13 protein-coding genes are annotated in these 13,544 nt (G+C 73.0%); 5 read left to right on the top strand and 8 right to left on the bottom strand.

What is annotated here, in order from left to right; genetic code table 11:
- Nucleotides 1-65 precede the first annotated feature (65 nt).
- Nucleotides 66-851 carry a GNAT family N-acetyltransferase gene (locus tag IH00_RS0116725; RefSeq protein ID WP_031074321.1) on the bottom strand — a complete coding sequence of 262 codons (786 nt, stop codon included), beginning with the start codon at nt 849-851 and terminating at the stop codon, nt 66-68.
- Between the two features lie 110 nt (nt 852-961).
- On the bottom strand, nt 962-1,468 hold the full coding sequence (locus IH00_RS0116720; RefSeq protein WP_031074319.1) for a macro domain-containing protein: 507 nt from the start codon (nt 1,466-1,468) through the stop codon (nt 962-964).
- A 110-nt stretch (nt 1,469-1,578) separates the two neighbouring features.
- On the opposite strand from IH00_RS0116720, the gene IH00_RS0116715 reads away from it, so the two are divergent.
- On the top strand, nt 1,579-2,331 hold the full coding sequence (locus IH00_RS0116715; protein ID WP_031074318.1) for a MerR family transcriptional regulator: 753 nt from the start codon (nt 1,579-1,581) through the stop codon (nt 2,329-2,331).
- 169 nt (nt 2,332-2,500) lie between these two features.
- Complete coding sequence (locus IH00_RS0116710) at nt 2,501-3,148, top strand: gamma carbonic anhydrase family protein (protein WP_199819763.1); 648 nt, start codon at nt 2,501-2,503, stop codon at nt 3,146-3,148.
- On the opposite strand, the gene IH00_RS0116705 is transcribed toward IH00_RS0116710, so the two are convergent.
- Genes IH00_RS0116705 through IH00_RS0116690 form a run of 4 tightly spaced genes read right to left on the bottom strand, consistent with a single transcriptional unit; the run spans nt 3,138 to nt 8,872 of the window.
- Nucleotides 3,138-5,312, bottom strand: a complete 2,175-nt coding sequence (locus IH00_RS0116705) for a 3-hydroxyacyl-CoA dehydrogenase NAD-binding domain-containing protein (RefSeq protein WP_031074314.1) — start codon at nt 5,310-5,312, stop codon at nt 3,138-3,140. The two genes, IH00_RS0116710 and IH00_RS0116705, sit on opposite strands and share 11 nt — an antisense overlap.
- A gap of 42 nt (nt 5,313-5,354) precedes the next feature.
- A complete protein-coding gene (locus tag IH00_RS0116700) occupies nt 5,355-6,569 on the bottom strand; it encodes an acetyl-CoA C-acetyltransferase (RefSeq protein ID WP_031074312.1) in 1,215 nt (404 codons plus the stop codon).
- A 3-nt stretch (nt 6,570-6,572) separates the two neighbouring features.
- On the bottom strand, nt 6,573-7,733 hold the full coding sequence (locus IH00_RS0116695; RefSeq protein WP_031074311.1) for an acyl-CoA dehydrogenase family protein: 1,161 nt from the start codon (nt 7,731-7,733) through the stop codon (nt 6,573-6,575).
- Nucleotides 7,730-8,872, bottom strand: coding sequence for a CaiB/BaiF CoA transferase family protein (locus IH00_RS0116690; RefSeq protein WP_199819762.1), 1,143 nt, complete (start codon nt 8,870-8,872; stop codon nt 7,730-7,732). The genes IH00_RS0116695 and IH00_RS0116690 overlap by 4 nt, the downstream gene beginning before the upstream one ends.
- A 203-nt stretch (nt 8,873-9,075) precedes the next feature.
- Here IH00_RS0116690 and IH00_RS0116685 point away from each other — a divergent pair, with 203 nt between their 5' ends.
- A complete protein-coding gene (locus IH00_RS0116685) occupies nt 9,076-10,266 on the top strand; it encodes a saccharopine dehydrogenase family protein (protein ID WP_031074307.1) in 1,191 nt (396 codons plus the stop codon).
- Between the two features lie 107 nt (nt 10,267-10,373).
- On the opposite strand, the gene IH00_RS0116680 is transcribed toward IH00_RS0116685, so the two are convergent.
- A complete protein-coding gene (locus IH00_RS0116680) occupies nt 10,374-11,063 on the bottom strand; it encodes an endonuclease V (RefSeq protein ID WP_031074305.1) in 690 nt (229 codons plus the stop codon).
- 107 nt (nt 11,064-11,170) lie between these two features.
- Between IH00_RS0116680 and IH00_RS0116675 the strand changes: the two genes are divergently transcribed.
- Nucleotides 11,171-11,470: a YciI family protein gene (locus IH00_RS0116675; RefSeq protein ID WP_031074304.1), complete on the top strand. Its 300-nt coding sequence runs from the start codon at nt 11,171-11,173 to the stop codon at nt 11,468-11,470.
- A 259-nt stretch (nt 11,471-11,729) separates the two neighbouring features.
- Here IH00_RS0116675 and IH00_RS0116670 read toward each other — a convergent pair whose 3' ends face one another.
- Nucleotides 11,730-12,857 carry a WD40/YVTN/BNR-like repeat-containing protein gene (locus IH00_RS0116670; protein ID WP_078887789.1) on the bottom strand — a complete coding sequence of 376 codons (1,128 nt, stop codon included), beginning with the start codon at nt 12,855-12,857 and terminating at the stop codon, nt 11,730-11,732.
- A 110-nt stretch (nt 12,858-12,967) separates the two neighbouring features.
- Here IH00_RS0116670 and IH00_RS0116665 point away from each other — a divergent pair, with 110 nt between their 5' ends.
- Nucleotides 12,968-13,384: a spore wall synthesis regulator SsgD gene (locus tag IH00_RS0116665; protein WP_031074300.1), complete on the top strand. Its 417-nt coding sequence runs from the start codon at nt 12,968-12,970 to the stop codon at nt 13,382-13,384.
- Nucleotides 13,385-13,544: the final 160 nt, after the last annotated feature.

The following is a 13,544-nucleotide window of genomic DNA, read 5'->3' as shown; positions in this document are numbered from 1 at the left end:
GGGCCACCGGGCGAACGGGCCACCGGGCGAACGGGCTTCTGCCGGGCTCGGCAGGAGCCCGGGCGTCACGGCACGTAGGCGTACGGCGTGGTCGTGGACACCTGCGCGAAGCCGAGGCGAGCCAGGATCGGGCGGCTCAGTGCGGACGCGTCGACCTGGAGGTGGTGGTATCCGCGCTCGGCGGCGATCCGGGCGCGGTGGGCCACCAGGGCGCGGTAGACGCCGCGGCCCCGCCACTCCTCCACCGTGCCGCCGCCCCACAGTCCGGCGAAGCGCGTACCGGGCTGGAGCTCCAGCCGTGCCGAGCTCACCGGGCGGTCACCGTCGAGAGCGACGACGGCGGCGACCGTGTCCGGCTGCGCGGCCAGCCGGTCGAGCAGCTGCCGCCGCAGGTCCGACGCGTCGATGCCGAACGCCCGCTCGTGGACCTCCGTCACCAGCGCCACACCGGCCTCGTCCATGACCGGACGCACCACGATGCCTTCGGGTATCCCGGCGGACCGGCCGGTCCGCGCGAGGTCTTCGGCGTCGGCGACCATCAGGGCCTCCTCCGGCTCCGCCGTGAAGCCCGCCGCCCGGAGCCGCCCGCCGAGGTCCCTGGGGTGGTCGTGCGCGTACAGCTTCCACTCGAACCCGAGGCCGAGCGCGGTGAAGTGGCGCACCTGTCCGGCGATCGCCGCGTCCGCGCGCGCCGCGTCCAGGCCGGACCAGAGCACGCCGTTCCAGGCATGCGCCGGCCCGGTCTGCCGCACCACGTCCCCCACCCGCTCGACCGTGCAGCCGGGCCCGTCGGGCCGGGCGTCCCGTCGCATCTCCCGGTCGAACTGCGTGCGTACCGCGTCCAGGTCCATGGCAGCACCCCAGCACCGCACCGGCGCGGGCGGCAACCGGGTTTCGCCGTCCGCAGGCCCCGGCCGGGGCAGCGGCCTCCCGTGCGGCGGCCCGGGCGCGGCGCCAGCGCTCAGCCGGCGTGGTCGTACACCGTCACCGGTATGCCCCGGTCCAGCAGCCGCTCGGTGATCAGGGGCTCCACGCGGGACCACTTCCCGCCGGCGAGGCCGCAGCCGATCCTCGGCATGTGGACCGAGGCGCCGAGCTCCGCGGCCTTGGCCGCGAGCTTCTCCAGTGCGGAATCGATCGCCTCGTACCGCACGGGAACCCCTTTGCTCCCCGTGCGGATCCCCCGCTGCCCCACCATGTTGGCCACCCACAGGTACGGCCCGACCTGGACGAACTGCACGGCGCCCAGACCGAAGTCGTTCCCGGCACGCCCGCGGTGCCAGCGCCGGTAGGCGGCCTCCGGCTCCGGCCAGCGGCGGGAGAGCGCCAGCACGAACCCCTTGCCCCAGCCGCCCAGGTCGTTGCAGACATGCGCGATGATCTTCACGCCCTTGCCGGCCGGCACGGTGGCGTCGCCTCGTACGTACGAAACCTGTGCGGTCTCCGTCTTCACCGTCTTCCCCGTCATACGAACCACCGTACGGGGCGCCACCGACAATCGGCCGGTCTTTCACATCGATGGTGCGACAGCAATACTGTTGCACCGATGCACCGCACCACCGGAAGTGAGGCCCCGCCATGGCGACCGAGACCGAGGCCGAGGCGCAGCAGCCGACGTTCACCGTCGACGAGCTGGCCGCCCGGGCCGGCGTCACCGTGCGCACCATCCGGTTCTACGGCACACGGGGCCTGCTGCCCCCGCCGGAGATCGGCCCGCGCCGGGTCGGCCACTACGGCCCCGCGCACCTCTCGCGTCTCGCGCTCATCGAGGAGTTGCAGCACCAGGGCATGACGCTGGCCGCGATCGAGCGGTACCTGGAGCAGTTGCCGCCGGACCTCAGTGCCCAGGACCTGGCCGTCCACCGCGCTCTGGTGGCGACCTGGGCGCCGGATTCCCCGGAGGACATGCCCCGGACCGAGCTGGAGCGGCGGGCCGGGCGGACGCTGACCGACGAGGACCTGGACCGGCTCGCCGCCATGGACGTGCTGGCGCGCAACGACGGCGAAGGCCACGGCGCGGAAACGTTCCGCGTGGACCCCGGACTGCTCCGCCTGGGCGTGCAGCTGCTGGATGTGCCGATCCCGCACGAGACGATCCTGGCCTCCCGGACGGTCCTGGTGGAGCACACCCGTTCGGCGGCGCAGGAGCTGACCCGCCTGTTCCGGGACGAGGTGTGGGGGCCGTACCGGGAGCGTGAGGCGGACCCGGAGCACGTGGCGGCGATGAAGTCGCTGTCCGCCCATATGCAGCCGCTGGTGGTGCAGGCGCTGGTCACGGCGTTCCAGCGGTCGCTGAAGGAGGAGCTGCGCGCCGCCTTCCGGGCGGACTGAGGCGCCCGTACGGGCGGAATCGGGCACCTTCCGGGCGGCCGAGGCGCCCGTGCGGGCGGGTGGAGGCGCCGTGGAGGCGGGCTGAGGCCGCCGAGCGGACCGGGGGCCGTGCGGGCCGGTTGCGGCGCCGTGCGGGCGGAGCCGACCGGATGATGGCACGATGCGTGCCATGGCCATGCTGTTCGAGCACCAGGGGCACACACCCGAGGTCGACCCCACCGCCTACGTCGCGCCGAACGCCACACTGTGCGGCGCCGTCCGGGTCGGACCCGGCTGCCGGATCCTCTTCGGCGCGGTCCTGACCGCCGAGGGCGGGCCCGTCGAGCTGGGCGAGGGCTGCATCGTGATGGAGAACGCGGTGCTGCGCGGCACGCGCCAGGACCCGCTGCGGCTGGGGCGACACGTCCTGGTCGGCCCCCAGGCGTACCTGGTCGGGTGCCGGGCCGACGACGACGTCTTCCTGGCCTCCGGCTGCCGGGTCTTCAACGGAGCCCGCATCGGTTCCCGTTCGGAGGTCCGCGTCAACGCCGTCGTCCACCTGCGCACGGTCCTGCCCGAGGAGACGACGGTGCCGATCGGCTGGGTCGCCGTGGGCGACCCGGGGCAGCTGTTCCCGCCGGACGACCATGGCGCGATCTGGGCGGTCCAGCGGGAGCTGGACTTCCCCGGTTACGTCTTCGGTCTCGCCCGGCCGGCCGAGGGCGAGTCCTTGATGCCGGAGGTCTCCCGGCGGTACGGCCGGGCGCTCGGCCGTCACCGGGACGACCGTCCGGTGGAGGACGGCCGGCCCGGTGACGGCCCGGGGCTCAGTCGCTGAAGGTCTCGCCCCGCTCCGCCTTCTCCACCAGCAGCGCGGGCGGCTGGAACCGGTCCCCGTACCGCTCGGCGAGCTGCCGCGCCCGGGCCACGAAGCCGGGCAGACCGCCCTCGTAGCCGTTGATGTACTGGAGCACACCGCCGGTCCAGGCGGGGAACCCGATGCCCATGACGGAGCCGATGTTCGCGTCGGCCACCGAGGTGAGCACGCCCTCCTCCAGGCAGCGGACCGTGTCCAGCGCCTCCGAGAAGAGCATCCGCTCCTGCATGTCCTCGAAGGGGACGTCCGGGGCTCCGGAGGTGCCGAAGTGCTCCCGCAGTCCGGGCCACAGACCGGTGCGCTTGCCCTCCTCGTCGTAGTCGTAGAAGCCCGCGCCGCCGCTGCGGCCGGTACGGCCGAACTCGTCGACCAGCCGGTCGATCACCGAGTCCGCCGGGTGCTCCTCCCCAGTGCCGCCCGCCTCCTCGACCGCCCGCCGCGTCTCGTTGCGGATCTTGCGCGGAAGGGTGAGCGTCAGCTCGTCCATCAGCGACAGCACCTTGGCCGGGTAGCCGGCCTGCGCCGCGGCCTGCTCGACGGAGGCCGGGTCGATGCCCTCCCCGACCATCGCCACGCCCTCGTTGATGAACCGGCCGATGACGCGCGAGGTGAAGAAGCCGCGCGAGTCGTTGACGACGATCGGCGTCTTGTTGATCCGGCGTACGAGGTCGAAGGCGCGCGCCAGCGCCTCGTCACCGGTCCGCTCCCCCTTGATGATCTCCACGAGCGGCATCTTGTCGACCGGCGAGAAGAAGTGCAGCCCGATGAAGTCGGCGGAACGCTCGACGCCCTCCGCGAGCGTGGTGATCGGCAGCGTGGAGGTGTTGGAGCACAGCAGGGCGTCCGGGGCGACGATGTCCTGGATCTCCTGGAACACCTTGTGCTTGAGCGCCGTGTCCTCGAAGACGGCCTCGATGACGGCGTCGCAGCCCGCCAGGTCGGCCGGTTCGGCGGTCGGGGTGATCCGCGCGAGGAGCTCGTCCCGCTTCGCCTCGGTCGTGCGTCCCCGGGCGAGTGCCTTGTCGAGGAGCTTGACCGAGTACGCCTTGCCCTTCTCCGCCGCCTCGGCCGACACGTCCTTCAGGACGACGTCGATGCCCGCCTTGGCGCAGGCGTACGCGATGCCCGCGCCCATCATCCCGGCGCCGAGGACCGCGACCCTGCGGACGGTGCGCGGCTCGATGCCCTGGGGGCGGCTCCTGCCGGCGTTGACCGCCTGGAGGTCGAAGAAGAACGCCTGGATCATGTTCTTGGCGGTCTGCCCGGTGACCAGCTCGGTGAAGTACCGCGACTCGATCGTCAGCGCGGTCTCGAAGTCGACCTGGGAGCCCTCGACGGCGGCCGCGAGGATGTTGCGCGGTGCCGGGTAAGGGGCGCCGGCGAGCTGCTTCTTGAGGTTGGCCGGGAAGGCGGGGAGATTGGCGGCGAACTTGGGGTGCGACGGCGTCCCGCCGGGGATCCGGTAGCCGGGCACGTCCCAGGGCTGCTGCGACTCGGGGTGGGCGTCGATGAACGCCCGCGCCTTGGCGAGCATCTCCTCCGGCGTGGCGGCCACTTCGTGCACCAGGCCGTTCTCCAGGGCGCGCTGCGGCGGGTACTGCGTGCCTTGCAGCAGCACCTTCAGCAGGGCGTCCGCGATACCCATCAGCCGTACGGTACGGGCGACGCCACCGCCCCCGGGCAGCAGGCCGAGGGTGACCTCGGGCAGGCCGATCCGCGAGCCGGGCGCGTCGAGCGCGATGCGGTGGTGGGAGGCGAGGGCGATCTCGTAGCCGCCGCCCAGCGCCGCGCCGTTGAGGGCGGCGACGACCGGCTTGCCGAGGGTCTCGATGCGGCGCAGCGACCGCTTCATCTCCATGGCGGCGTCGAAGATCCGCCGGGCGTCCTGCGGCCCGGCCTTCATCATGTCCTTGAGGTCGCCGCCGGCGAAGAAGGTCTTCTTCGCGGAGGTGTAGATGATCCCGCGGATCGAGTCCTTCTCCGCCTCCGCGCGGTCGGCGATCGCCGCGATGGAGGCCCGGAAGGCCTGGTTCATGGTGTTGGCGGACTGGTCGGGGTCGTCGAGGACGAGGGTGACGACGCCGGTCTCGTCCTGTTCCCAGCGGATGGTGGTGGACTCACTCATGGTTCGGGCTGCTTTCGTAAGGCCGTACGGGACAGGACGGGGTCAGACGCGCTCGACGACGGTGGCGACGCCCATGCCGCCGCCGACGCAGAGCGTGGCGAGGCCGTAGCGCTTGTCCTGGCGCTCCAGTTCGTCGATGAGGGTGCCGAGGATCATCGCGCCGGTCGCGCCGAGCGGGTGGCCCATGGCGATGGCGCCGCCGTTGACGTTGACCTTGTCCAGCGTCAGGCCCATGTCCTGGACGAAGCGCAGCACGACCGCCGCGAACGCCTCGTTGATCTCGACGAGGTCGATGTCGTCGATGGTGAGCCCGGCCTTGGCGAGTGCCTTGCGGGAGGCGGGCGCGGGGCCGGTCAGCATGATGGTCGGCTCGGAGCCGGAGACGGCCACGGAGACGATGCGCGCGCGGGGCGTCAGCCCGTACCGGTCGCCGACCTCCTTGCTGCCGACGGCGACGAGTGCCGCGCCGTCGACGATGCCGGAGGAGTTGCCGGCGTGGTGGACGTGGTCGATCTTCTCGACCCAGTGGTACTTCTGCAGCGCCACGGCGTCGAAGCCGCCCATCTCGCCGATGGCCGCGAAGGACGGCTTGAGCCCGGCGAGCGAGTCCGCGGTGGTGCCGGGCCTCATGTGCTCGTCGTGGTCGAGGACGACGAGGCCGCTGCGGTCCTTGACGGGCACGACGGACCGGTCGAAGCGGCCGTCCTTCCATGCGGTGGCGGCCCGCTCCTGGGAGAGCGCGGCGTACTCGTCGACGTCGCGCCGGGAATAGCCCCCGATGGTGGCGATCAGGTCGGCGCCGACGCCCTGGGGGACGAAGTTGGTGTCCCAGTTGGTCATCGGGTCGTTGAACCACGCACCGCCGTCCGAGGCCATCGGGACGCGCGACATCGACTCGACACCACCCGCCAGGACGAGGTCCTCCCAACCGGAGCGGACCTTCATCGCGGCCATGTTGACGGCTTCCAGGCCGGAGGCACAGAAGCGGTTCTCCTGGACGCCGGCGACGGTGTCGGGCAGCCCCGAGGCGATGGCGGCGATCCGTGCGATGTCGGAGCCCTGGTCGCCGACGGGGCCGACGACGCCGAGGACGATGTCGTCGACGGCGGCCGGGTCGAGGTCCGGGAAGCGGCCGCGGAGCTCGTGGATGAGCCCGACCACCAGGTCGATCGGCTTGGTGCCGTGCAGGGCGCCATTGGCCTTGCCGCGCCCGCGCGGGGTGCGGATCGCGTCGTACACGTACGCTTCGGTGCTCACTGGTCAGGCCTTTCGGGAGGGTTGGTCGAGCAGGGAACGGCCGATGATCTCCTTCATGATCTCGGTCGTGCCGCCGTAGATGGTCTGGATGCGGCCGTCCGTGAAGGCCCTGGCGACCGGGTACTCGGCCATGTAGCCGTAGCCGCCGTGGAGCTGCAGACAGCGGTCGGCGACCCGCTTCTGCAGTTCGGTGGCCCACCACTTGGCCATCGAGGCGTGGACGGCGTCCAGCTCCCCGTCGGAGTGGTCGGCGATGCAGCGGTCGAGGAAGGTGCGGGTGACGGCGCACTCGGTGGCCATCTCCGCGATCTCGAAGCGGATGTGCTGGAGCTTCGCCAGCGGCCGCCCGAACGCCTCGCGCTCCTTGACGTACGCGGTGGTGATCTCCAGCAGGTGTTCGGCGGCGGCGATGCCCGCAAGGGCTATGGCCATCCGCTCCTGTGCGAGGTTGGTCATCAGGTGGACGAAGGCGCCGTTCAGGTCGCCGAGGAGGTTCTCCTTGGGGACGCGTACGTCGTGGAAGAACAGCTCGGCGGTGTCCTGGGACTTCTGGCCGATCTTGTCGAGGTTGCGCCCGCGCTCGAAGCCCTCCATGCCCCGCTCGACGACCAGGAGGGACAGCCCGTGCGCACCGCCTTCGGGGGTCGTCCTCGCGACGACGATCACCAGATCGGCGAGGATGCCGTTGGAGATGAAGGTCTTGGACCCGTTGAGGAGCCAGTGGTCGCCCTTGTCCTCGGCGGTGGTGCGGATGCCCTGGAGGTCGGATCCGGCGCCCGGCTCGGTCATGGCGATGGCGGTGATCGTCCCACCGGTGCAGAAGCCGGGCAGCCAGCGCCGCTTCTGCTCGTCGGTGGCGAGCCCGGTGAGGTACGGGCCGATGATGTCGTTGTGCAGCCCGATCGCGAAGCCCGGGGTGCCGGCGCGCGTGAACTCCTCGGCGAGGACCGCGCTGTAGCGGAAGTCGGTGGTGCCGCCGCCTCCGTACTCCTCGGGGACGGCGAGCCCCAGCAGGCCCTGCCGGCCGGCCGCGAGCCAGGCGTCGCGCGCGACGATGCCGTCCTTCTCCCACTGCTCGTAGTGCGGAAGCACCTCCTTGGCGAGGAAGGTGCGGACGGTCTCGCGGAAGGCGTCGTGCTCGGCGCTGAAGATCCGGCGTTTCACCCGGTCCCCCTGGTCTCGTCGGTACGGATGCTCGGTACGCCCCAGTCGCGGGCGACCTCGTCGGTGTCGGCGCCCGGCTGCGCGGGCGGGCGGTGCACGGCGCCCGGGGTGGCGGAGAAGCGGGGCGCGGGGGCGGGCTGGGTGATGCCGCCGTATTCGGTGAAGGTGCCGCGGGCGGCCAGGTGCGGGTGCGCGGGTGCCTCACGCAGCGAGAGCACGGGGGCCACGCAGGCGTCGGAGTCCTCGAAGACGGCCGTCCACTCGGCGCGGCTCCGCTCCTTGAAGCGCCGCGCCACCGCGGCGCGCAGCTCGCCCCAGCGGGCGAAGTCCTTGCGGGCGGGTGCGGTGTCCCGGATGCCCAGCAGTTCGATGAACTCGTCGTAGAACTGCTGCTCCAGCGCGCCGACCGCCATGTACCCGCCGTCGGCGGTCTCGTAGGTGCCGTAGAAGGGGCACCCGCCGTCCAGGAGGTTGGCGCCGCGCCGGTCCTGCCAGCCGCCGGCGGCCATCATGCCGTGGATCATCGTGGTGAGGTGGGCGGCTCCGTCGGTGATGGCGGCGTCGACGACCTGGCCGCTGCCGCCCTCGGCACGTACGTGGTGGAGCGCGGCGAGGACGCCGACGACGAGGTAGAGCGAGCCGCCGGCGTAGTCGCCGACGAGGTTCGCCGGGACGACGGGCGGCTCGTCCGGCTTGCCGATCATGGAGAGGGTGCCGGTGACGGCGATGTACGCGATGTCGTGCCCGGCACGCTGCGCGAGCGGGCCTTCCTGGCCCCAGCCGGTCATCCTCCCGTACACGAGTCGGGGGTTGCGCTCGAGGCACGGCTCGGGCCCGACGCCGAGGCGTTCGGCGACGCCGGGCCGGTACCCCTCGATGAGGATGTCGGCGTGCTCGACGAGGTCGAGCACCTGCTCCGGTCCGCCATCCCCCTTGAGGTCGATCAGGACGGAGCGTTTGTTGCGGTTGGTGAGGTCGTACGCGGGGTCGATCGCGAGCCCGGCGCCGCCGGGCCGGTCGACGCGGACGACGTCGGCGCCGAGATCGGCCAGGAGCATGGCGGCGAAGGGGCCGGGCCCGATGCCCGCCAGTTCGACCACGCGCACCCCGGCGAGCGGGCCGTTGCCTGTCCCTGCCATCGAACCCCCAGCATGATGTGACACAACTGCTGTAACAGTGACGATGCTAAGAACGTGTTCCACTCCGCACAAGCCCTGTGGACGCGGGAACGTCCGGAGGAGCACCCGGAGGACCGGGTCTCACCTCGCACGCTAGCCTCTGCCTCCGACAACAGCGCGCTGCACACTGCACGTATGGGACCCCTGGGACGGCGGAGGGCTGGATGGACACACGGGACGGCACGGAACGGGCATATGACGTCGTACTCTTCGGGGCCACCGGGTTCGTCGGGGAGCTGACCGCCCGATATCTCGCCGCGCACGCCCCCGCCGGCTGCCGCTGGGCGATCGCCGGGCGCAGCCGGGACAAGCTGGAGGCGCTGCGCGAACGGCTCGCCGACCTGGCGCCGGCGTGTGCCGAGCTGCCGCTGCTGTGCGCCGACGCCTCCGACCCCAGGGCGATGCGCGAGCTCGCCGAGTCCGCCCGGGTCGTGGTGACCACCGTCGGCCCGTACGTCTGGTACGGCGAGGCCCTGGTGGCCGCCTGCGCCGAGGCGGGCACGGACTACCTGGACCTGACGGGTGAAGCGGAGTTCGTGGATCTGACGTACGTGCGCCATGACGCGCGCGCACGGGAGACCGGGGCCCGGCTCGTGCACGCGTGCGGCTTCGACTCGGTCCCGCACGATCTGGGCGTGTACTTCACCGTCCAGCAGCTGCCGGAGGGCGTGCCGCTGCGCGTGGACGGCTTCGTCCGCACCAACGCCCTCTTCTCCGGGGGCACCCTCGCGTCGGCGCTGACCGCCATGGGCCGGGGGCAGCACCTGCTGCGGGCGGCCAGGGAGCGACGGCTGCACGAGCCGCGGCTGGTGGGCCGACGGGCGCGGGCACCGCTCGGCGGGCCGCGGTTCAGCCGGGAGACGGGGGCATGGGCGCTGCCGCTGCCCACCGTGGACCCGCGGATCGTGCAGCGTTCGGCGGCGGCCCTGCCCCGCTACGGGCCGGACTTCCGCTACCGCCACTACGCGGCCGTCCGGACCCTGCCGATGGCGCTCGGCGGGGTGGCGGCCGCGGGGGCGGGTGTCGCGCTGGCCCAGGTGCCCGCCGTACGGCGGTGGCTGATGGAGCGTTACGAGCCGGGGCAGGGCCCCGACCCGGAGCGCCGGGCCCGCAGCTGGTTCTCGGTGCGGTTCGTCGGCGAAGGCGGCGGCCGGCGGGTGTTCACGGAGGTCTCGGGAGGCGACCCCGGCTACGACGAGACGGCGAAGATGCTCGCCGAGTCGGCGCTGTGCCTCGCCTTCGATCCGCTGGCGACGACGTCCGGGCAGGTCACGACGGCCGTGGCGATGGGCGATGCGCTGCTGGAGCGGTTGCGGGCGGCCGGCATCGTCTTCCGCGTGGCCGACGCGCGCTGAGCCCGGCGGCTCGCCGCCGCCCGGGGAGTTGCGGGGCGACGGCCCACCCGGCGCAGAAGCAACCGCGGGGGCCTTCGCCGGCCCCCGCCGGCCGGGCCGTCGCCTCCTCAGGCCGTCGCCTCCTTCAGGGCCCGCCGGCACAGCGCGTCGGCGCGGCGGGTGGACTCGGGGATGCGGTAGCGCGGCGTCAGGTGCAGCGTGTGCGCGCAGGCGCCGGCCAAGGTCACGCGGTGTCCGGCGGAGACGAACACCGGCTTGACACCGTCCTGGGTGCGCAGCGCCCGGCCGACCTCCTCGCCGTCCGCGAGCAGCGGGCTGGAGGCGCCGCGCTCCGGCGCGGGCTGTTCGTACGTGAAGGTGAAGGGATTCTTGGCCACGCCGATGACGGGCAGGCCGGTGAGGACGCCGAGGTGGCTGGCCAGCCCGAAGCGGCGCGGGTGGGCCTGCCCGTAGCCGTCGCACACCACCACGCCGGGCGCGGTGGTCAGGGCGTCGAGGGCCGCGAGGACAGCCGGTATCTCCCGGAAGGCGAGCAGGCCGGGGACGTACGGGAAGGAGACCCGTCCGACCGCGGTGGCCTCCTCGACGACGGCGAGGGTCCTGGCGTCGAGGACGACGGCCGCGGCGGCGACGAGGTCGCGCTCGTCGTCGTAGGCGACGTCGACGCCGGTGATGGGGACGGTGCCGGGGAGCGGGCCCTGCTCGTCCAGGACGACACGGCCCCGCAGCTCGTCCTGGACGGCCAGGGCCGCGGCCTCGTCGGTCGGCCAGCCGTCGGGCGTGTGGATGATCGTCATGGTGACGCCACCTTACGGCCGCGGCGCCGGCTCCCCGGGGGCGGCCCTGCCCCCGGGAGGCCCCTCCCACCGGGGCGTCGGGTTCCGGGCCTTATAGCCTTGCGCGCATGTTCGTACTGGAATTGACCTATACCGGGCCGATCGAGCGCGTCGACGCGCTCCTGGAAGCCCATGTCGCGTGGCTCGACGAGCACTACGCGTCGGGCACGTTCATCGCCTCGGGCCGCAAGAACCCGCGTGACGGGGGCGTGATCCTCGCCGTCGGGGACGACCGCGCGCGGATCGAGAAGATCGCGTCCACCGACCCCTTCGTGACGGGTGAGGTGTGCGTGTACCGCATCACGGAGTTCGTCGCGACGAGGACCGCGCCCGAGCTGTCCCCGTACCGCCAGCAGCCGCTCGTCTGAGCCTGCGCCCGCCGGGCGGGGCGGCCCTGCCGGAAGCCCGCACCGGCCCGTGACCGGGCCGTCGCTCCGGGACCACGATCCCGCCCGCGCCGGGCGCCCGCACCCGCCCATGGCCGGGCCCTGAGTCAGGGCCCCGACCCGCCCGCGCCGGGCGCCCGCAAGCGCCGGTGACCGGGCCGGCGCTCCACGTCCGCGAACCGCCCGCGGCCGCAGGGCCTCGGGTCAGGACCGCGACCGGCCCGTGGCCGGAACGTCCGGCTCACCCGGCCGGCTCACCCGGGTCGCCCGGCCGGGCGCTCTCGCTGGGGCGCTCCAGGCGTGCCACCCGGCCCTTCTCCCCCGCCGCCCAGCACCCGGCGTCGGAGGCGCAGTCGATCGTGTCGTAGGAACCGGGATCCACCGTCCGCCAGGTGCGTCCGCCGTCCGTGGTCAGGTCCGTGCCGGTCGGGCCGACGGCGAGCGCGGCGGACCGGGTGTGCGGCAGCCAGGCGACGCCCGAACGATAGGCGGGCGGCGGTGTGTGCGCCTGCCGCCAGGTGCGTCCGCCGTCCCGGCTGACCGCGGCGGCCTGCGGTGACGGCTGTCCCGTCCGGTAGTCGCCACCGACGGCGATGCCGTGCCGCCGGTCGCGGAAGGCGAGGGCGAACACCCCGCGGGCCGGGTCTCCGGCCGGCAGGGTGGAGTCGCTGACGGTCCAGTTCAGGCCACGGTCCCGGGAATGCAGCACACGCGCGGTGGCACCTCCTCCGGTGGCCAGCCAGACGTCCCTCGGGCCGGAACCGACCAGGCACTGGCCGCTCGCGGCGAAAGCCGCTTCCCCGGGGAGCGCTGCGGGCATGCCGGTGTCCGGCAGGACGTGCCAGGAGCGTCCGCCGTCCCGGGTCGACAGGATGCGGTACTTCCCGTCCACCGGATCGCTCAGGGCGAGTCCGTACCGGCGGTCGAGGAAGGTGACGCAGTCGTAGAAGGCGCGCGGGTCGGTGTTGCGGAAGGCCTCCGTCCAGGTCGCGCCGCCGTCCTCGGTGCGCAGGATCCGCGAGGCCTCCCCCTCGCCGATGGCGAGCACGATCGCGCGGTGCTCGCCGAACGCCTCGATGTCGCGGAACTCCAGGCCGTCGGCGCCCGCCGGCGACACGTTCCGCCAACTGCGACCGCCGTCCTCCGTGCGCAGCACCGTGCCGCGGGACCCGGCCACCCACGCACCGGTGCGGCTGACCGCCGCGAGCCCCCGGAACCGTGCCTCCGTACCGGTGGGCTTCAGCACCCAGCCGGGGGACCGGGCGGGCTCCGCGGCCGCCTCGGCGGGAGCGGAGCCCAGCGTGGCCACCAGCGCCGCGCCGCTCAGTCCCAGCGCCACCGTTCGTCTCGTGTTCCCCATGGACGTCATGGCGCCGGACGGTGACACAGGTCACGTCACCCGTCAATGCACGCCATGGCCGAAATCATCGTCCTCCCCTGTGTAACGACGAACCCAAGCCGCGCGTGAGGGAGCAGGCCTTGTCCACTGTCATCGAGCAGGCCGTGGAGGCCCGGTTGGTCGCGTCCGCGCCCTGCATGGAGACCGTTCCGGCCACCCTGTGCTACGACCGCCGGGATCCTTTCGCCGTACGCATGGCCTTCCCGGCCCCCGCCACCCTGGAGGGCGTCGAGGTGTCCTGGGCCTTCTCGCGGGAGCTGCTGGCGGCGGGCGTCGACGCTCCGGCCGGCTGCGGGGACGTCCGCGTCCGCCCCTTCGGTTACGACCGGACGGTCGTGGAGTTCCACGCGCCGGAGGGCGTCGCGATGGTGCACGTGCGCACCTCCGAGGTGCGCCGCTTCCTGCAGCGGGCGCGGCACCTGGTGCCGGACGGCTGCGAGCACCGGTTCCTGGACATCGACCAGGACTTGCGGGAGCTGCTGCGCGACGCCTGCTGACGTCGCCCACCGAGCGGCACGGCTCCCGGAGGCGCGCCGCAGGAGCGTCCATCGATAATTCCGTTGCCGCCGGAGGCGTACGCGCCGTAACGTCGTTCCCGGCCCTTGTTGTCGTCGATCGGAGCAGGACGTTGCTCGTCTGAGGTCTTGAGACACCGTG

The organism is Streptomyces sp. NRRL S-118, from assembly GCF_000716335.1.
Taxonomy (GTDB): domain Bacteria; phylum Actinomycetota; class Actinomycetes; order Streptomycetales; family Streptomycetaceae; genus Streptomyces.
This window is presented reverse-complemented; position numbering and strand designations above follow the sequence as displayed.